15 protein-coding genes and 1 tRNA gene are annotated in these 18,771 nt (G+C 63.1%); 4 read left to right on the top strand and 12 right to left on the bottom strand.

The annotated features are described in order from the left end of the window. Nucleotides 1-10 precede the first annotated feature (10 nt). Nucleotides 11-1,258, bottom strand: a complete 1,248-nt coding sequence (gene frc / locus AWB81_RS12240; protein WP_062635563.1) for a formyl-CoA transferase — start codon at nucleotides 1,256-1,258, stop codon at nucleotides 11-13. 472 nt (nucleotides 1,259-1,730) lie between these two features. Here frc and sucC point away from each other — a divergent pair, with 472 nt between their 5' ends. Both sucC and sucD read left to right on the top strand, forming a co-directional pair. Continuing rightward, complete coding sequence (sucC, locus tag AWB81_RS12235) at nucleotides 1,731-2,930, top strand: ADP-forming succinate--CoA ligase subunit beta (protein ID WP_062635561.1); 1,200 nt, start codon at nucleotides 1,731-1,733, stop codon at nucleotides 2,928-2,930. Nucleotides 2,931-2,942: 12 nt separating this feature from the next. After that, nucleotides 2,943-3,815, top strand: a complete 873-nt coding sequence (sucD, locus tag AWB81_RS12230) for a succinate--CoA ligase subunit alpha (RefSeq protein WP_062635559.1) — start codon at nucleotides 2,943-2,945, stop codon at nucleotides 3,813-3,815. Nucleotides 3,816-3,874: 59 nt separating this feature from the next. Here the strand turns inward: sucD and AWB81_RS12225 are convergent, their stop codons facing one another. The 5 genes from AWB81_RS12225 to oxlT form a co-directional block, all read right to left on the bottom strand. After that, nucleotides 3,875-4,606: a GntR family transcriptional regulator gene (locus AWB81_RS12225; protein ID WP_062635557.1), complete on the bottom strand. Its 732-nt coding sequence runs from the start codon at nucleotides 4,604-4,606 to the stop codon at nucleotides 3,875-3,877. Next, nucleotides 4,596-4,817, bottom strand: coding sequence for a hypothetical protein (locus AWB81_RS12220; RefSeq protein WP_062635555.1), 222 nt, complete (start codon nucleotides 4,815-4,817; stop codon nucleotides 4,596-4,598). Before AWB81_RS12220 ends, AWB81_RS12225 begins: the two co-directional genes overlap by 11 nt. 113 nt (nucleotides 4,818-4,930) lie before the next feature. Then, on the bottom strand, nucleotides 4,931-5,944 hold the full coding sequence (locus AWB81_RS12215; protein ID WP_062635553.1) for a 2-dehydropantoate 2-reductase: 1,014 nt from the start codon (nucleotides 5,942-5,944) through the stop codon (nucleotides 4,931-4,933). Between the two features lie 214 nt (nucleotides 5,945-6,158). Further along, a complete protein-coding gene (locus tag AWB81_RS12210; protein ID WP_087134926.1) occupies nucleotides 6,159-7,154 on the bottom strand; it encodes a LysR family transcriptional regulator in 996 nt (331 codons plus the stop codon). Beyond that, the gene (gene oxlT, locus AWB81_RS12205) at nucleotides 7,151-8,497 is read right to left on the bottom strand and encodes an oxalate/formate MFS antiporter (protein WP_062635551.1); all 1,347 of its coding nucleotides are present in this window, start codon (nucleotides 8,495-8,497) and stop codon (nucleotides 7,151-7,153) included. Before oxlT ends, AWB81_RS12210 begins: the two co-directional genes overlap by 4 nt. Before the next feature lie 452 nt (nucleotides 8,498-8,949). On the opposite strand from oxlT, the gene AWB81_RS12200 reads away from it, so the two are divergent. Together AWB81_RS12200 and AWB81_RS12195 are read left to right on the top strand one after the other, a co-directional pair. After that, entirely contained in the window at nucleotides 8,950-9,894 is a 945-nt protein-coding gene (locus AWB81_RS12200; RefSeq protein ID WP_062635549.1) for a LysR family transcriptional regulator, read from the top strand. 99 nt (nucleotides 9,895-9,993) lie between these two features. Continuing rightward, nucleotides 9,994-10,332 (top strand): hypothetical protein, encoded by a 339-nt coding sequence (locus AWB81_RS12195; protein WP_062635547.1) that lies wholly within the window; start codon nucleotides 9,994-9,996, stop codon nucleotides 10,330-10,332. A 48-nt stretch (nucleotides 10,333-10,380) separates the two neighbouring features. On the opposite strand, the gene AWB81_RS12190 is transcribed toward AWB81_RS12195, so the two are convergent. The 6 genes from AWB81_RS12190 to AWB81_RS12165 form a co-directional block, all read right to left on the bottom strand. Beyond that, complete coding sequence (locus tag AWB81_RS12190; protein WP_062635546.1) at nucleotides 10,381-11,832, bottom strand: aldehyde dehydrogenase family protein; 1,452 nt, start codon at nucleotides 11,830-11,832, stop codon at nucleotides 10,381-10,383. Between the two features lie 202 nt (nucleotides 11,833-12,034). Next, nucleotides 12,035-12,111, bottom strand: a tRNA-Ile gene (locus tag AWB81_RS12185). Between the two features lie 121 nt (nucleotides 12,112-12,232). Further along, nucleotides 12,233-14,713, bottom strand: a complete 2,481-nt coding sequence (gene rpoD / locus AWB81_RS12180) for an RNA polymerase sigma factor RpoD (RefSeq protein WP_087134917.1) — start codon at nucleotides 14,711-14,713, stop codon at nucleotides 12,233-12,235. Nucleotides 14,714-14,842: 129 nt separating this feature from the next. Beyond that, nucleotides 14,843-16,723: a DNA primase gene (gene dnaG, locus AWB81_RS12175; RefSeq protein WP_062635544.1), complete on the bottom strand. Its 1,881-nt coding sequence runs from the start codon at nucleotides 16,721-16,723 to the stop codon at nucleotides 14,843-14,845. Between the two features lie 12 nt (nucleotides 16,724-16,735). Next, on the bottom strand, nucleotides 16,736-17,182 hold the full coding sequence (locus AWB81_RS12170) for a GatB/YqeY domain-containing protein (protein WP_062635543.1): 447 nt from the start codon (nucleotides 17,180-17,182) through the stop codon (nucleotides 16,736-16,738). A 350-nt stretch (nucleotides 17,183-17,532) separates the two neighbouring features. Beyond that, nucleotides 17,533-18,765, bottom strand: a complete 1,233-nt coding sequence (locus AWB81_RS12165; protein WP_062635542.1) for a BaiN/RdsA family NAD(P)/FAD-dependent oxidoreductase — start codon at nucleotides 18,763-18,765, stop codon at nucleotides 17,533-17,535. Between the last annotated feature and the right edge of the window lie 6 nt (nucleotides 18,766-18,771).

Here is an 18,771-nt window from a genome sequence, read left to right as displayed (position 1 = left end):
GGCTTCCTGGTCAGATCGCGCCGAGCGCCTTCAGCGTGGCGATCTGGTCGGCGTTGTAGCCGAGCTCGGCCATCACTTCGTCGGTGTGCTCGCCGAGCAGCGGCGAGCGCGTGACGTCGGTCGGGCTGTCGGAGAGCTTGATCGGATTGCCGACCGTCAGGTACTTGCCGCGCACCGGATGATCGACTTCGACGATCGTCCCCGTCTTGCGCAGCGACTCGTCCTCGGCGATCTCTTTCATCGACAGGATCGGGCCGCACGGAATGTCGTGCTTGTTGAGGATTTCCATCGCCTGGAACTTGGTCTTCGACATCGTCCAGCGCTCGACTTCAGCGAAGATGTCCTTCAGGTGCGGCAGCCGCGCGGCAGCCGTCTTGTAGTCGGGGTGATCGATCCACTCTTCCCGGCCGATCACCTTGCAGATTTCGCCCCAGACCGGCGCCTGCGTGATGAAGTAGATGTACGCGTTTGGATCGGTTTCCCAGCCCTTGCACTTCAGTATCCAGCCCGGCTGGCCGCCGCCCGACGCGTTGCCCGCGCGCGGCACGGCGTCGCCGAAGGTGCCGTTCGGGTATTGCGGATATTCCTTCATCACGCCCGTGCGTTCGAGCCGCTGCTGGTCGCGCAGCTTCACGCGGCAAAGGTTGAGCACGCCGTCCTGCATCGCGGCGAGCACTTTCTGGCCGCGTCCGGTGGTCTTGCGCTGATAAAGCGCCGCAACGATTCCGAGCGCCAGGTGCAGCCCCGTACCCGAATCACCGATCTGCGCGCCGGACACGACGGGCGGGCCGTCGTCGAAACCGGTCGTCGAAGCCGCGCCGCCTGCGCATTGCGCAACGTTCTCGTAGACCTTGCAGTCTTCGTAAGGTCCCGGGCCGAACCCCTTCACCGACGCGACGATCATCGCCGGATTCAGTTCCTGGATGCGCTCCCACGTGAAGCCCATTCGGTCGAGCGCGCCGGGCGCGAAGTTTTCGACCATCACGTCGCACTTCTTGATCAGCGCTTCAAGAACCTTCTTGCCTTCCGGGTTCTTGGTGTCGATCGTGACCGAGCGCTTGTTGTGGTTGAGCATCGTGAAGTAGAGGCTGTCCGCGTCGGGAATATCGCGCAGCTGCTCCCGCGTGATATCGCCCGCGCCCGCGCGTTCGACCTTGATCACGTCCGCACCGAACCACGCGAGCAACTGCGTGCAGGTCGGACCCGATTGAACGTGCGTGAAATCGAGGATGCGCACACCATCCAGTGCCTTGCCCATTGCCGTCTCCCTTTCGTTTCGTATCCGTTCTATATATGTCGATCGCGTGCGCCCTTCGTTTGGGCACTCGGGACAGCAGCCCGCTTCGGCGGCCGTCGTTCGTTGTGATATACAATATTCCACACACAGTATTAGTCAAGCGTTCAGGCCATCTCGGAAACCCTGTACTGCAATGCAGCATTGCTTGAAACGCTTGATAGTCAATGATTCCGCGCCGTTGTATTCTGCATTGCAGCATAAGTCGTTTGTGCGTAATCCGCATCGATCGGTCTTTAAACTGCTGCTTACTTCCTGCATCGTCGCATCCAGCCAAATCGCGCTTTTCGTCGCCGTAAAATGTGATATATCATATTTCAGCGCTTAACTTTGGCCCATCATCGCTTGGCGCTTCATTCCCATCAGAGGATTTGCAACCATCTTGCACGGGGCCAGATTCGCGCTTACGCGCCCAATCTGGCCGACAGGAGACGCAATGAATATTCACGAGTATCAGGCGAAGGCTCTACTGCGGCAGTACGGCGTGGCGGTGCCAGAGGGGCGGGTCGCGTTTTCGGCGCAGGAAGCCGCCGATGCGGCCAACGCGCTCGGCGGGCCGGTGTGGGTCGTGAAATCGCAGATTCACGCGGGCGGACGCGGCGCCGGACGTTTCACCAATGATCCCGGCGGCAAAGGCGGCGTGCGAGTGCTGAAGTCGGTCGAGGACGTGCGCGCGAATGCGCAGCAAATGCTGTCGTCGGTGCTGGTGACGAAGCAGACCGGCCCGGCCGGCAAGGAAGTGAAGCGGCTATATGTCGAAGAAGGCTGCGACATCGCGCGCGAGCTGTATCTCGGCATGCTCGTCGATCGCGCCACGTCGCGCATCACGATCATGGCTTCGACCGAAGGCGGAATGGAAATCGAGGAAGTCGCTCATCATTCGCCCGAGAAAATTCTTAAGGTCGCAATCGATCCGGCTACCGGCTTGCAGCCGTTCCACGCGCGCCAGGTCGCGTTCGGACTCGGTCTGACGGGCAAGCAGGTCGGCGCGGCGTCGAAGTTCATCGCGGCGCTGTATCAGGCATTCGTCGATCTGGATGCATCGATCGTCGAGGTCAATCCGCTGGTCGTTACGGGCGAAGGCAGCGTGATCGCGCTCGACGCCAAGCTCAATTTCGACGACAACGCCCTCTTCCGCCATCCCGACATCGAAGCGTTGCGCGACGAAGACGAAGAGGAGCCCGCTGAAATCGAAGCCGCGAAGCACGGCCTGAACTACGTGAAGCTCGACGGCAATATCGGCTGCATGGTGAACGGTGCCGGCCTCGCGATGGCGACGATGGACATCATCAAGCTCTACGGCGGCGAGCCGGCGAATTTTCTCGACGTCGGCGGCGGCGCGACGCAGGAACGTGTCTCGACGGCGTTCAAGCTGATCCTGCGCGATCCGAAAGTCGAAGGGATTCTGGTCAACATCTTCGGCGGCATCATGCGCTGTGACGTGATCGCGCAGGGCGTGGTCGCGGCGGCGCGCGAGGTGAACCTGCACGTGCCGCTCGTCGTGCGGCTCGCCGGCACGAACGTCGACGCCGGCCGGGAAATCCTCCGCACATCCGGCCTCACGATCATCCCCGCAGAAAACCTCGCCGATGCCGCCGACAAGATCGTCAGCGCCGTCGCCGCCGCACGCCAATAAGGGGAAAACATCATGAGCGTATTGATCGACAAGAACACGAAGGTGATTTGCCAGGGCTTCACCGGCGCGCAGGGCACGTTTCACTCCGAGCAGGCGATCGCCTACGGCACGCAGATGGTCGGCGGCGTGACGCCCGGCAAGGGCGGCACGACGCATCTGGACCTGCCGGTTTTCGATACCGTCGCGGATGCCGTCGACAAGACCGGCGCGGACGCGTCCGTGATCTACGTGCCGCCGCCCTTCGCGGCTGACGCAATCCTCGAAGCCGTCGATGCAGAAGTGCCGTTCATCGTCTGCATCACCGAGGGCATTCCGGTGCTCGACATGCTGCGCGTAAAACGGGCGCTTGCAGGGTCGGCGAGCCGGCTCGTCGGGCCGAATTGCCCGGGCGTCATCACGCCGGGCCAATGCAAGATCGGCATCATGCCGGGACATATCCACCGGCCCGGGAAAATCGGCGTGGTGTCGCGCTCCGGCACGCTCACTTATGAGGCCGTCGCACAGACGACCGCGGCCGGCCTCGGACAGACGACGTGCATCGGCATCGGTGGCGACCCGGTCAACGGGACGAACTTCATCGACTGCCTGGCGCTCTTCCTCGCCGACGACGCCACCGAAGGCATCATCATGATCGGCGAGATCGGCGGATCGGCGGAGGAGGAAGCGGCTCAGTTCCTGAAGGACTCGGGGTCGAAAAAGCCGGTGGTCGGCTTCATCGCCGGGACGACGGCGCCGCCCGGACGGCGCATGGGCCACGCGGGCGCGATCATTTCGGGCGGCTCGGGCACGGCGGGCGTGAAGATCGACGCGATGAAATCGGCGGGCATTCACGTCGCGAATTCACCTGCGGCGCTCGGCGAAACGATGCTGCACGCGATGCGTTAAACAAAAAAGCCGTCCGGCGCGATGCCGGACGGCTTTTCACTTCAACTTGACGCTTGACTTCAGTCGAGAAAGTCGCAGTTCGCCTCGACGAACGCGGCCAGATCGAGCGAATGCTGCCTGACGAGCCGTTCGACCAGTTCGGTATCGCGCTTTTCGAGCGCCTCGATGATCCGCATATGATCGACGATCGAGCGCGACGCGCGGTCACTCTGCGAGATCGTCATCTTCCGGATCGCGCGCACGTGCACGAAGATGTTCTTGATGGTGTCGAAAATGATCTGCGACTTGCCCAGCTGAACGATCGCCTGGTGAAAGGCAATGTTCGCCTCCGAATACTCATCGATGTGTTCGGCGGGCGTCGAATCGCGAAAATTGTCGAACATGTGGCGCAACTGGGCGATTTCCGCGTCCGTCGCGCGCTGCGTGGCGAGGCGCGCGGCCATGCTCTCGAGCGCCGCCCACATGTGAATCATTTCGACGATTTCACGCTTCGTCTTGCGCAATATGTATACGCCACGACGCGGGACCGTGCGCAGGAAGCCTTCCTGCTCCAGCAGCGTCATCGCTTCACGGATGGGCGTGCGGCTCACACCGAGCGCCTCCGTCAATTCCTTTTCGTCGAGCCGGATCTCTTCGCGCGAGCGATAGATGTCCGCCTCCGCGATCGCCTGCCGCAGTTTCGCGTACGCCTGGTCGCGCAGCGAAACCGTGGCATTGATCGGTTCGAGTGAGAGCGTCAGTCCAGCCGGACGAAGCTCGGGTCTGTCTACAGATTGAGTATCAGATGGCATTGATGGTTCGATTTCCCATTTGCGGCTGGACGTTCGACACACGCTTGCCCGAACCGCCGTTCTGATCGTCCGCCGCCAAGCCGGCAAACCGACCGTGATTCGATGCGCGCTGCAGCATGGACTGCGGCACCGACGATGCAATCATAAACGTAACGCTCACGCCAATGGCCATCATAGCGATTCCCAACACGACGACTAATGCGATGCTCATTTGAATGCTCCGGGTAAGTACTTAGGAGCCTCCAGTATATGTTGCGTCGCATCACGACGCAACATATTTTGCATCTTGTATATCAGAAACAACAGCAACCGCTTACAAGCAGTTTAGGCGGCTTTTTGGGTTTCCGCAGGCGGTCGGACGACCGCCGTGCCCTGGTTCACGGCTTCGCGCAGCTTGATCAATGCCAGAACCGCATCGAGCATCGGCGTCTCGACGTGGACCAGCCGGCCGATTTCCTGCACGACGGTCATCAGCGGATCGATTTCCATCGGCCGGCCGGCTTCGCAGTCCATCAGCATCGACGTCTTGTGCGCGCCCACCGCGCCCGCGCCGTTGATGCGCTTTTCCACGTCCACGCGGAAATTCACGCCGATCTTGTCGCCGATCGCCTTGGCTTCGAGCATCATCGCCTTCGACAGCGCGCGCGTGCCCGGATCGCTCGTCAGGACGTCGAGCGTGGCGTGCGTCAGCGCGCTGATCGGGTTGAAGCACAGGTTTCCCCACAGCTTCAGCCAGATTTCGTCGCGGATGTTGTTGCGCATCGGCGCTTCCATGTCGGCGGCGGCCATGATGTCGTGGAACGCCTGCAGGCGCGGCGTGATTTCGCCGCTCGGCTCGCCGATCGGAAATTTCTTGCCGTAGACGTGCTTGATCACGCCCGGCTCGGCGATCTCGGCCGCCGGCAGCAGCACGCAGCCGATCGCGCGTTCCGGTCCGAGGACCTTCCACTGCTTGCCGCCCGGGTCGACCGCCTGCAGCGTCGTGCCGGCGAGTTCGCCACCGTGATTGTAGAAATACCAGTAGGGCAAGCCGTTCACCGCGGTGACGACCGCCGTATCCGGCCCGAGCAGCGGCGCGATCAGGTCGACGACGCCCGGCACCGAATGCGCCTTCAACGCGATGATCACGTAATCCTGCGGGCCGAGTTCGGCCGGGTTGTTGGTGCAGCGGACCTTGACCGTGTGCTCCTGGCCGTCGATCTGCAAGCGAACGCCGTTCGCCTGCATCGCCGCGAGGTGCGGCCCGCGCGCGACGAAACTCACGTCCGCGCCCGCCCGCGCGAGTTGCGCGCCCATATAGCCACCGATTGCTCCTGCTCCATACACGCAGATCTTCATGCTCGTCTCCTAAGGGTGATTATTTGCTTCTGATATACAACATACTACATTCCACATAGCCACTAAACAAGGCGATTTGTGCCCTCGCAGACAAGCGAAAACCCGCGCTCGCGAAGGCTCGCGCGCGTTTCGATGAAGTAAGTGCTGGCTTGGCTGCGGGGAATTCGGATCGGCGAAGCGGCGCGGCGTTGCGCGCGTCTTCGCCGGGTGAAGATCAGGCTTCGACGGCCCGAAGCATCGGCGAAGCGGAGCGCCGCGCTAGCGACGCCGCGACGACGTGCGCCCATACGTGTGCCGCGCCGGCGCGCAGCGCGCGGCCCTTGCGGCGCACGAGCATGATGGATCGCGAGGCTTCGGGCGTGAGCACGACCGCCTGTACGCCGCGCCCGGTCCACGCCGCGCAGGCGTGCATCGGCATGACGCCGATGCCGAGTCCCGCTTCGACCATCTGCAATACGGACTGCGCCTGCGCGAGCCGCTGGCGTGTCGTTCCGGCGACTTCGTGCAGCATCAGCGCACGTTCGATGGCGGCATGGCTTTCGGCGTCGTCGTCCAGAACCAGCAGCGATGCGCCGCGCAGCGCGCGCCAGTGCGCGCTCCGCTGCGCCGCGAGCGGATGACACGCCGGCACGAGCGCGCACAGCGGATCGTCGAAGAGCGGCTCGGCGACGAGTTCGCTCACGTTGTCCGGCGCGATCACGACGCCCAGGTCCGCTTCGCCCGCCCGCACGAGTTGCAGCACTTGACCCTGCGGCCGGTCGACGAGCGCGATCGACAGATCGGGATGGCTCGCCGCGCACGATGCTAGCCACGCCGGGAGCACGCTCGCCGTCAGGCTGGAACTGCTCGCGAACTGCACGATGCCCGGCTCCGCGCCGTCGCCCGAACGCGGCCGCAAGGTCGCTTCGAGTTCCTCGACGAGCGGCGCGACCCGCGCGATCAGCTTGCGTCCGGCATCGGTCAGCGCGACCTGGCGCGTCGTCCGGTCGAAGAGCCGCAGCTCGATTTCGTCCTCGAGTTCGCGGATGCTGCGACTCACCGCCGACTGCGTGATGCCGAATTCATCGCCCGCGCGCGTGAAGCTGCGATGCCGCGCGAGCGTGATGAAAAGACGCAGCTGATGCAGCGAAACGCTCAGCGCCTTCGCGACCTGCGCAGCGTCCGGCGCCGGGTCGCGCACGTCGGGACGCGTTTCGCTGAGCGTACTCATCGCGCGGACGAGTTGCGCGGCGTCTCGGACCACGCCGTCTGGAACGAAGCGTCGACCGATTTCGAGGTCTGTTCGACCGTGTTCTCGATCCAGCGCTTTCTCATCGGCGCGAGGACGAACTTCGCGCACAGGCCCGCTGCGATCGAAATCGTCGCCGCCGCGATGAACACCGCATTCCACGAGCCGATCGACGACAGCACCGACGCGAGCGGCACCAGCATCGACGCCGTGCCCTTCGCCGTGTACAGCGTGCCGGCGTTGGCCGCCGCGTACTTGCCGCCGAAGGTGTCCGCGCAGGTCGCCGGGAAGATCGAGAAGATTTCGCCCCAGCAGAGGAAGGTCATCGCTGCGAAGAACATGAACAGATACGGGTTGTGGCCGAAGTACATCAGGCCGAGCAGCGCCGCGCCTTCACCGAGGAAAATGAAGAACATTGTGTTCTCGCGGCCGATCTTGTCGGAGACGAAGCCGCAGAGCGGTCGCGTGAAGCCGTTGCACAGGTTGTCGATGGAAAGCGCCATCGTCAGCAGCGGCAAGGTCACGCCGAGCAGATTCACCGGCATCTTCGCGAAACCGTATTCCTTCGCGATCGGCCCGAGCTGCGCGGTCGCGATCACGCCGCCCGCCGCAACGAACACGAACATCATGTACAGCACCCAGAAGAGCGGCGTGCGCACCATCTGGCCGGTCGTGTAGTCGATTTTCGTCGCGACGACGCGCTTTGCCGCGCCCACGCTCGCCGGCGGGTTCGGCCGCACCAGCATCAGCGCGAGCAGGAAGATGCACACGCCCTGGAAGATGCCGAAGAACATGAACGCCTGCTCGTAGCCCGCGCTCTGGATCATGTTGGAGATCGGAATCACCGTGACGGCCGCGCCCGCGCCGAAACCGGCGGCGGTCAGGCCCGCCGCGAGGCCGCGCTTGTCCGGGAACCACTTGAGCGCCGTCCCGACGCAGGTGCCATAAACGCAGCCGGCGCCGACGCCAGCGATCACCGCCGCGATATAGAGATGCATGAGGCTCGTCGCGTGGGCGTCGATCACCCAGCCGAGCGCCGCGCAGATCGATCCGCCGATCACGACGGGACGCGGCCCGAACTTGTCGACGAGCCAGCCTTCGACGGGAACGAGCCAGGTTTCAGTGACGATGAAGATGGTGAATGCGGTCTGGATCGCCGCCTGTCCCCAATGGTGCTTGGCATCCATCGGCACGACAAAGAGCGTCCATGCATACTGCAGATTCGCGACGAGCCCCATGCAGACGATGCCGATCGCGAGTTGAACCCATCGGTTGTGATGACGGCCGAGCGGTTGCCCGGGCGTGACTGTGCCTGCGTTTGCCATGTCTGTCTCCAATTTTTAAGTCGTAGCGCTCGTGCGGCGCTTGATGTCGTGCAGGATCACCGGCGTATTGTGCCGTGCAGCAGATGGTCGGTCTGTCAGGGGAAATGCTCAAACCACGCGGCGCGGGCAGGCGACCGCAAGTCAGACGGGGCATACAGCATGAAGCGGTCACAGCTATCCGCGAAAGCCGATCGACGAATCATTTCTCTGGCGAATCCCAATATCCGCGGGCTTGCGGAAGGTTGGCGCAGCTCTGGAATGCGCTGCTTGCATCGCTTGTTTCCGGCCGCGTGCGGGGCAAAAAACGCGGCCGTCGACGACGATGAATGTGTACCCGGCTTACAACAATTGCCGGGCGTGAAAGCATCGTGGGGGAGAAAAATGATTAGGGAAAGTTATAAAATTTTATTGTATAAATTAGCGATCGTGAATGGATGGAGGGTTCCGCCGTGATGCGCAATGCCACGCTTCGACAGTTGAAAATCTTCGAAACTGTCGCGCGCCGCCTGAGTTTTTCGCGTGCAGCAGAGGAGCTTTACCTGACGCAGCCGGCCGTTTCGACGCAGGTCAAGCAGTTGGAGGAACATGCGGGGTTGCCGCTTTTCGAGCAGCTCGGCAAGAAAATCTACCTGACGCCTGCAGGTAATGAAATGCTTCATTACAGCCGCGCCATTCTCGAACAATTCCGCGAAGCCGACGATGCGATGGCGCGCCTGAAAGGCATTTCGGGCGGCACATTGAACGTCGCGGTGATCAGCGCCGGCGACTATTTCTTCCCGCGCCTGCTTGCCGCCTTCACGCAGCGCAACAGCGACGTGCGGCTGAACCTCGCGGTCCACAATCGCGAGGAACTGCTGCATCAGCTTTCCGACAATCTCACCGATCTCGCGATCATGGTCCGCCCGCCGAAGGACATGGATACCGAGAACGTGTCGTTCGCGCCGCATCCGTATGTGATCGTCGCGCCGCCGGATCATCCGCTCGTCGGAAAGACGCGCATTCCGCTCGAAGCGCTCGCCGACGAGCCGTTCATCGTCCGCGAAAAGGGCTCGGACACCTGGAATTCCATGGAGGAAGGCTTCGCGGGCCGCCTGCCGCGGCTGAACATCGCGATGGAAATCACCAGCACCGAGACGATCAAGCAGGCCGTCATCGCCGGAATGGGCATCAGCTTTCTCTCCGCGCATACGATTAGCCTGGAATTGCAGGTGGGCAAGCTGGCCGTGCTGGACATCGAAGGCTTTCCGGTGAAGCTCCACTGGTTCATCGTGCACCGGAACAACAAGCGGCTGCCGCCGGTCGCGCTCGCGTTCAAGCAATTCCTGATCGACGAAGGCGCCGCGCAGATCGAGGAGATCACCCATATCGGTGCAGAAACCGGAAGGCCTAATTCATAAAGTTTTTGTTATCGTTATTCGAAAAAACTTTAACTGTCGTATATGGATTGAAGTTCCTATCCTGTTTCTAACCCCTCACGGCCAAAACAGGAGACGACGATGATCCACGCAACGCACAGCGACGACCGCGAAACCCAGGCGCAACTCTGCGCCTACAACAACGCCTTCGAAGAACTCGACCTGATGTTCCGCTGGGATGCGGACACTTACCGCACGCTCGCCTCGACGGAGAGCGACTACGGCAAGATCGCGCAGTACATCGAAACGCATTGCCCGCATCTGCTGACGGCCTACAGCGCCGACTTCCTGTGCCAGGCCATCGTCGAACGCAAGAACTCCGTGCTGGAAGCGTGCCGCGCCAACACCGTCAAGAACGACGACAGCGCGCGCCGCGCCCGTCTCTGGCGCTCGCGCCACGAAGTTTCCGCGCATGCCTGAGCGCCGCGGGTGCGTTGAGGGAAAGGCGGCCTCGGCCGCCTTTCTTCGTTATGGCGCAAGCGAGAGCCAGACGGATTTCGGCTCCGTGAAGTTTTCGATCGCGACATCGCCATGTTCGCGCCCGAAGCCGGAATCGCCGGAGCCGCCCCACGGCAGCCGGACGTCGGTGTAGCCGTAGGTATTGATCCACACCGTGCCTGCCTTCAGTTCCGCCGCCATCCGGTGCACCCGGCCGATGTCCGCGCTCCACACGCCCGCCGCGAGGCTGTACGCCGTGCCATTGGCGATGCGCAGCGCGTCCGCTTCGTCGTCGAACGGAATCACGCTCACCACCGGGCCGAAGATTTCCTCCTGCGAGATACGCATCTCGTGCTCGACGTTCGCGAACACGGTCGGCTCGACGAAGTAGCCGCGCTCGCCTACGCGCTGGCCGCCGGTCACAAGCGACGCGCCCTCGCCCCGGCCAATGTCGACGTAATCCAGCACGGTCTGCATCTGCTTCGCGGAAATCAGCGGGCCCATGCCGGTCTCGCGTTTCGACGGATCGCCGAGCTTGATCGCCCGCGCGCGCTCCGCGAGCCGTTCGACGACGTCGTCATAGACCGCGCGCTGCACCAGCACGCGCGAGCCCGCCGAGCACACCTGGCCCGCGTTGAAGAAGATGCCGGACGCAGCGGCGCGCGTGGCGGCATCAAGATTGGCGTCGGCGAAAATCACGTTCGCCGACTTGCCGCCGAGTTCCAGCGTCACACGCTTGAAGTTGCCGGCGGCGCCTTGCAGAATTCCGCGCCCGACCGACGGCGATCCGGTGAACGTGACCTTGTCGATGCCCGGATGTGCGACGAGCGCATCGCCGACCACCGATCCCTTGCCCGTCACGATATTGAGCACGCCCGGCGGCACACCGGCTTCGAGCGCGAGCCGGCCGATCATCAGCGCCGACAGCGGCGTGATTTCGGCGGGTTTCACGATCAGCGTGCAGCCGCAGGCGAGCGCGGGCGCGATCTTCCACATGCCGATCATCAGCGGAAAATTCCACGGCACGATCGCCGCGACCACGCCCACCGGCTCGCGCACCGTGTACGTCAGCGCGTCCGGGCGCGCGGGCACGACCTGGCCGTTGATCTTGTCGCACCAGCCGGCGTAGTAGGCGACGGTGTCGATGGCGGCGGGAACGTCCTGGCGCAGCACGCCCGCGATCGGCTTGCCGCAGTCGAGGCTCTCGACAGCCGCGAGTTCTTCCTGATTCTGCCGGAGCAGTTCGGCGAAACGCATCAGGATGCGGCCGCGTTCGGCGGCGCGGATGGCGTTCCACGGCTTGAGCGCTGCGCGGGCGGCCTGCACGGCGCGCTCGACGTCGGCGGCGGTACCCTGCGCGACCTGCGCGATCGGCTTTTCGGTGGCGGGATCGAGGTCGATCGAATAGGTGCCACCGCTCGGCGGCACGGATTCGCCGCCGATCAGCAGCTCATAGCGCTTCAGATTCGATGTGTTTTCCATGTCTCTCGCTCCTTTTGATGCGTAGATCGAATCATGCTGACCTAGATCAGGTATAAACGATAGCAAAACGTTCTAATTATTTTCATTGACGTTAGCTTATACATCGCAGGCTCTCGGCCCTTTCAGCGATTCTAATGCGCATCGCCCAAAGCCGAGGCGCACAGGCGCGGGCGCGCGCGAGGAGTACAGGAGGGAGACGAAGTGGTGGGCCGGGTGGGACTCGAACCCACTATCGGTCGATTATGAGTCGACAGCTTATACCAATTAAGCTTCCGGCCCTTTTAATGAGAAAAGGGCAAAAAGAAAGCGCCGGGCGGCGCTTTTCGATACATCTGAACATTGCGCTTGCTCTACGAGGGTTGCGAGTTTGCCTCACAACGCCTCGCAAGACAAGAGCCGGTCAGTTCCCTTCGAGGAACGACTTCAGCTTGTCGGAGCGGCTCGGGTGACGAAGCTTGCGCAGCGCCTTCGCTTCGATCTGACGAATCCGCTCGCGCGTCACGTCGAACTGTTTGCCGACTTCCTCAAGCGTATGGTCCGTGCTCATTTCGATGCCGAAACGCATGCGCAGCACCTTCGCCTCGCGCGGCGTCAACGAATCGAGCACGTCCTTGACGACATCGCGCATGCTCGCGTGCAGCGCGGCGTCGGCCGGGGCGACGGTGTTCGTGTCCTCGATGAAGTCGCCGAGATGCGAATCGTCGTCGTCGCCGATCGGCGTTTCCATCGAGATCGGCTCCTTCGCGATCTTCATGATCTTGCGGATCTTGTCTTCCGGCATCTCCATCTTTTCGGCGAGCGTAGCCGGATCCGGCTCGAGACCGGTTTCCTGCAGGATCTGCCGCGAAATCCGGTTCATCTTGTTGATCGTTTCGATCATGTGAACCGGAATCCGGATGGTGCGCGCCTGGTCCGCGATCGAGCGCGTGATGGCCTGGCGAATCCACCAAGTCGCGTAGGTCGAGAACTTGTAGCCACGGCGATATTCGAACTTGTCCACCGCCTTCATCAGGCCGATGTTGCCTTCCTGGATCAGGTCGAGGAACTGCAGGCCGCGGTTCGTGTACTTCTTCGCGATAGAAATCACGAGACGCAGGTTCGCCTCGGTCATCTCACGCTTCGCCTGACGCGCCTTCAGTTCGCCCGCCGCCATCTGGCGGTTGGTTTCCTTCAGGTCCTTGAGCGGCAACACGACGCGCGCCTGCAAGTCGAGCAGACGCTGCTGCTGCTCGCGGATCGCGGGAATGTTGCGCTCGAGAATCGCGCTATAGCCATGACCTTCCGTCACGACCTTCTCCGACCATTCGAGATCCGTTTCGTTGCCCGGGAAGCGCGTGATGAACTCGGCGCGCGGCATGCCGCACTTGTCGACGACCGTGTGCAGAATCTGGCGCTCGACCTGACGCACCTCGTCCACCTGCGCGCGCAGGGTGTCGCACAGGCGCTCGACGGTACGCGCAGTGAAGCGGATCGACATGAGTTCGGTCTGGATGGCTTCCTGCGCCTTCAGATACGCCTTCGACTTGTAGCCTTCCTTCTCGTAGGCGCGACGCATCTTGTCGAACCATTCGCTGATCAGCGAGAACTTCTCCAGCGACGCGCGCTTGAGCGCTTCGAGCTGAGCGGCGTTCGCATTCGCCTGCGCGGTGCTTTCGTCCTCTTCTTCCTCGTCGTCGCTCTCTTCGGCTTCCTCTTCCTCGTCTTCGCTTTCGATCGCTTCCGCTTCCTGCTCGGAGAAACCGTCGGCGTCCTCGGCGTTCGGATCGATCAGGCCGTCGACCAGTTCGTCGACGCGGGTCTCCTCGTTCTGCACGCGCTCGGCCATCGCGAGGATGTCCGCGATGGTCGTCGGGCAGGCGGAGATCGCCATGACCATGTGCTTGAGGCCGTCCTCGATCCGCTTCGCGATCTCGATTTCGCCTTCCCGCGTGAGCAGTTCGACCGTGCCCATTTCACGCATGTACATGCGGACCGGGTCGGTCGTGCGGCCGAATTCGGAATCGACGGTGGACAGCGCGACTTCGGCTTCTTCCTCGACTTCGTCGTCGGAGGAAGCGGCGGGCGCGTTGTCGTTCAGGAGCAGCGTTTCGGCATCCGGCGCCTGTTCGTAGACGGCAACGCCCATGTCGTTGAACGTGCTGATGATCCCTTCGATCGCTTCCGTTTCCGTGAAGTTGTCGGGCAGGTGATCGTTGATTTCCGCGTACGTCAGGTAGCCGCGCTCCTTGCCGAGCTTGATGAGCGCGCGCAGCTTCGAGCGCCGCTCCTCGAGCTCTTCGAGCGTGCCGGGCGCCGCCGAGGCGAACGCGTCCTTCAGCAGCGCTTTTTCCTTCGCGCGCCGATCACGTGCCTTCACCTTCGCCGACGGAGCCGCGACAGCCGCAGGCTCTGCGTTTTGCGTTGCGTCGTCTTCGACGGGTACTTCGTTCAGCTTTTTCGTCATGGAATTCGCCGTGCCGGCTTTAGTCTCGACTCGCGGCTGCTGGACGGCAGCCGATGGAACCGTGGATACTGAATGTGCGCGCGCTGCTTCGTCCTGCGTGCCATGTCCTGGGTCGTCGCGGGGGCCTTCTCGTACAGGCGGACTTCGACCCTCGTTCCTACCCTCCATAGCAGCCGCTACCCTTCTGCCCGTCTGTTCGCCTGCGAGCGTTTCGGCCCCATCGGGCCCTCTCTCCGGCGCGTGCACGGCCTTGACCGATGTCGCCGACGCCTTGTTCGCAGTCGATTCAGCCTGCGCCTTCTTTTTCAAGTCCGGTGCCTTGCGCGCCCCGGCTTCCGACACGCCCGCGAGAGAAGCTGACTCCTTGTGGGCCGCTGCCCGTTCTGGCTCGTTCGAGCCCTGTCCTGTCGCTTTTTTCCCGCTCGTAGTCTTTGCCATTTGCCTATTTCGCCGGGCGCTTGCCGTGCCCAGAATCGGTTGATTCGTCGGGCAATTTGCGCGCGCCGCACAAGGAAAACAAACTCAAAAAACAACTTGCTTAAAACCTTTAATTATAGCATCGCCGGTTTAGCTCTCCCGGGTCACCACTCTCGCCGCCTTCATTTGCGCAGCTTTCGCCGACAGCTCGCTGAATTCGGCAACTTCCTCCGCCGAGAGCGACGACTGCCGCGCCAGTTGATCGAGCCGGGCGCGATAGCTGTCATGGCGCAGTTTTACAACGGTCGCCTGCAATTCCTCCGCGAGCAGCTTGCGTTGCTCGGCGACCCGCTCCGCCGCACTTTCGTCCGCCGGATCGCGCATCAGGAGATCCCGCACATTTTCATCATAGGCGAGAATTTCCTGAAAGATATCTTCGTATGTCGGGGCATTCGCGGCGTTTCTCAACAGATCCGACAGCATCTGGAATTCCGCGCTCTCGCCCAGCTCGCGCGCATGGCCGATCACCTCCCCGAACAACTCGCCGTGCTCGGTCATGGTCACGAGCGTCTGCTCGCCCTCGCTGTCGAGCGCTTTCGCGATTCCCGGATACATCACAAGATTGCGCAACGCCCGCTGCTCCTGGCCCGTCACCCGGCGGCGCTCGCTCTTCGGCAGCGCCGAGCGCGCGACTGCGGCGGCGCGCGAATCGATGTCGCACAGCGCGGCAATCTCTCCGAACGGCGTCGCGAGCCGGTCCGCCAGCATGTGCAATATCTGCACCCGCAACGCGTTCGCCGGCAAAGCCTGCAACAGCGGCTTCGCGTCGAACAGCGCCTTCGCGCGCCCTTCGGGCTGATCCAGCTCCTTGTCGTTCAACACCTCGTTCAGGAGAAACTGCGACAGCGGCATCGCCCGGTCGACCTGTTCGCCGAAGCCGTCCGTGCCGAACTCGCGCACGTAACTGTCCGGATCGTGTTCCTTCGGCAGAAAGAGGAACCGGATCGTGCGGTTGTCGGCGGCGTGCGGCAGGCACGCTTCGAGCGCGCGACGCGCCGCGCGGCGCCCTGCCGAGTCGCCGTCGAAGCTGAACACGACCGTGTCGGTCTGGCGAAACAGCTTCTGGACGTGAACCGGCGTGCAAGCGGTGCCGAGCGTCGCGACCGCGTTCGCGAACCCGAGCTGCGCAAGCGCGACGACGTCCATATACCCTTCGACGACGAGCACATAGCCCAGTTCGCGAATCGCAAGACGCGCCTCGAACAGGCCGTAAAGCTCGCTTCCCTTGCTAAATAAAGGCGTTTCGGGCGAATTCAAATACTTCGGCTCGCCGCTGTCGAGAATGCGCCCGCCGAAGCCGATCACGTTGCCCTTCACGTTGCGGATCGGGAACATCACGCGTTCGCGGAAGCGGTCGTAGCGCCGCGCCTGACCCTGCGCGTCGTTTTTCTCGCTGACGATCACGAGCCCCGCTTCGACGAGGTTGTCGTTGCGGTAGTCGGGGAAGGCGGTTTCGAGGTTCTGCCAGCCGTCCGGGGCATAACCGAGGCCGAAGCGCGCGGCGATTTCGCCGGTCAGTCCACGCTTTTTCAGATACGCGATCGCGTTCGGCGCGCCGCGCAACTGCTTGCGATAGAAATCGCAGGCGGTCTGCATGACTTCCGTCAGCGCGACGCTCACCGCCTTGCTCGGCGCCGGCGCGTAGCCTTCGCCGCCGCCGCCGCCCCTGAACGAAGACGGTTCCTGCGGCACCGTCAGTCCGACCGACTGCGCGAGTTCCTTCACCGCCTCGGGAAACGTGAGCCCGGTGTGCTCCATGAGAAAGCTGATCGCCGTGCCGTGCGCGCCGCAGCCGAAGCAGTGATAGAACTGCTTGGTCGGGCTGACCGTGAACGACGGGCTCTTCTCGTTATGGAACGGGCACAGACCCATGAAATTCGCGCCGCCCTTTTTCAACTGGACGAAGCGGCCCACCACGTCGACGATATCGACGCGGTTGAGCAGGTCCTGCAGGAACGCGTGCGGAATCACCGTTCGGCGCGCTTATTTCGAAAGTGCCGCCTTGACCTGCGCGGAGACGGCCGTCATGTCCGCCTTGCCCGCGAGCTTCGGCTTGAGCACGCCCATCACCTTGCCCATGTCCTGCGGGCCGGCGGCGCCGGTCGCGGCCACGGCTGCTTGGACTTCGGCCGCGATCGCCTCGGGCGACAACTGCTCCGGCATGTACGCCGCGAGCACGGCGAGCTCGGCGCTTTCCTTCGCGACCAGGTCGTCGCGGCCGGCGGTCTGGAACTGGCTGATCGAGTCCTTGCGCTGCTTGATCATTTTGTCGATGACGGCGGTCACGGCCGCGTCGTCGAGCGTCACGCGATCGTCGACTTCACGCTGCTTGATCGCGGCGAGCAACAGGCGAATCGTGCCGAGGCGCTCGGTTTCCCGTGCGCGCATCGCGGTTTTCATGTCGTCGCTGATCTGGTCCTTGAGGCTCATCGTTCACCCGGTGCAATTGCAAATATGAAGAGATTGGGCCTGCCGGTCTGCCGCTGCCTTCGCCGCTACGCAAACCGAGGCGAACAAAGCAAAAACCCGCTTGGGATGTTTCCTCAAGCGGGCCATGAAGCGGCCGACATCCGCTGGCAATGGAACACATGGAGGCTTCCCGTCGCGTTTCAACGTGATCCGTTCGACACGAACGTCGCGCCGCGCGAGGGACTATTTACGATATCGCCGATCGACCCAAAGTACCGATCGAGTATAGCAGGTCGATCCGCCGTTTCGAGTCGGCTCCGGACCCGCATCACCGCTCCCCGAAGCCTTGCGGCATCTGACTCCCGGGAATCTCAGGCGGAATCGCGCAGCGCCCTCTCGCGGGCGAATTCGGCGGCGGCCTGACCGGCCGCGACGCCCGATGCCCACGCCCACTGAAAGTTGTATCCGCCGAGCCACCCGGTAACGTCTACCGCCTCGCCGATGAAGTACAGACCGGGCGTGCGCGCGCTCATCATCGTCGCCGAGGACAGTTCGCGCGTATCGACTCCGCCGCGCGTCACCTCGGCCTTGCGATAGCCTTCGGTGCCGTTTGGGGTGAGCGTCCAGCGCGACAGTGATTCACCGACCGCTTTCAGCGTCCGGTCCGGCAGGTCGGCGAGACGGGCATCGGCGGCAACGCCTTGCGCTTCGAGCCAGGTATGCGCGAGACGTACCGGCACGTGCTCGGCGAGGAACGTCGCGATCTGCTTCTTCGAGCCCGCTTTCGCGGCAAGCAGCGCCTCGGTCGCGTCGATGCCCGGCAGCAAGTCGATGTGGATCGGCTCGGACGGATTCCAGTAGCTCGAAATCTGCAGCACGCCCGGGCCGGACAGCCCGCGATGGGTGAGCAGCAGGTCCTCGGAGAACTCACCGCGCGTCTTGCCTTTGCCGGTGCTCAGGTCCACTTCCACCGACAGCCCCGAAAGTGCTGAAAACGGCGCCCAGTCGTCGGCGGCGAAGGTGAGCGGCACGAGCGCCGGACGCATGTCGACGAGCTTGTGACCGAACTGCTTCGCCACGCGATACCCGAAATCCGTCGCGCCGATCTTCGGAATCGACAACCCGCCCGTCGCGATCACGAGCGCCGCCGCTTCGATCGTGCCGGCCGTCGTGTCGAGCGCGAAGCGTTCGCTGTCGCGGCGGATCGCTTCGACGGTCACCGGTCGGCGCCACGCGACGCGCCCGGCGTCGCATTCGCTCTTGAGGAGATCGATGACCGATTCGCTCGAGTCGTCGCAGAAAAGCTGGCCCTTGTGCTTTTCGTGCCAGCTCACGCGGTATTGCTTCAGCAGCGCGAGGAAATCGCGCGGCGTGTAGCGGGCGAGCGCCGAGCGGCAGAAATGCGGATTCGCCGACAGAAAATTGGCCGGTCCCGCGTTGATGTTCGTGAAGTTGCAGCGCCCGCCGCCGGAGATGCGGATTTTTTCGGCGAGGCGCTCGGCGTGGTCGATCAGGACGACGCGGCGGCCGCTTTGTGCTGCGACCGCGGCGCACATCATGCCGGCCGCGCCCGCGCCGATGACGGCAATATCAAAGGATTCCATGGCGCG

The organism is Caballeronia arationis (assembly GCF_001544975.2).
GTDB classification, from domain to species: domain Bacteria; phylum Pseudomonadota; class Gammaproteobacteria; order Burkholderiales; family Burkholderiaceae; genus Caballeronia; species Caballeronia arationis.
This window is presented reverse-complemented; position numbering and strand designations above follow the sequence as displayed.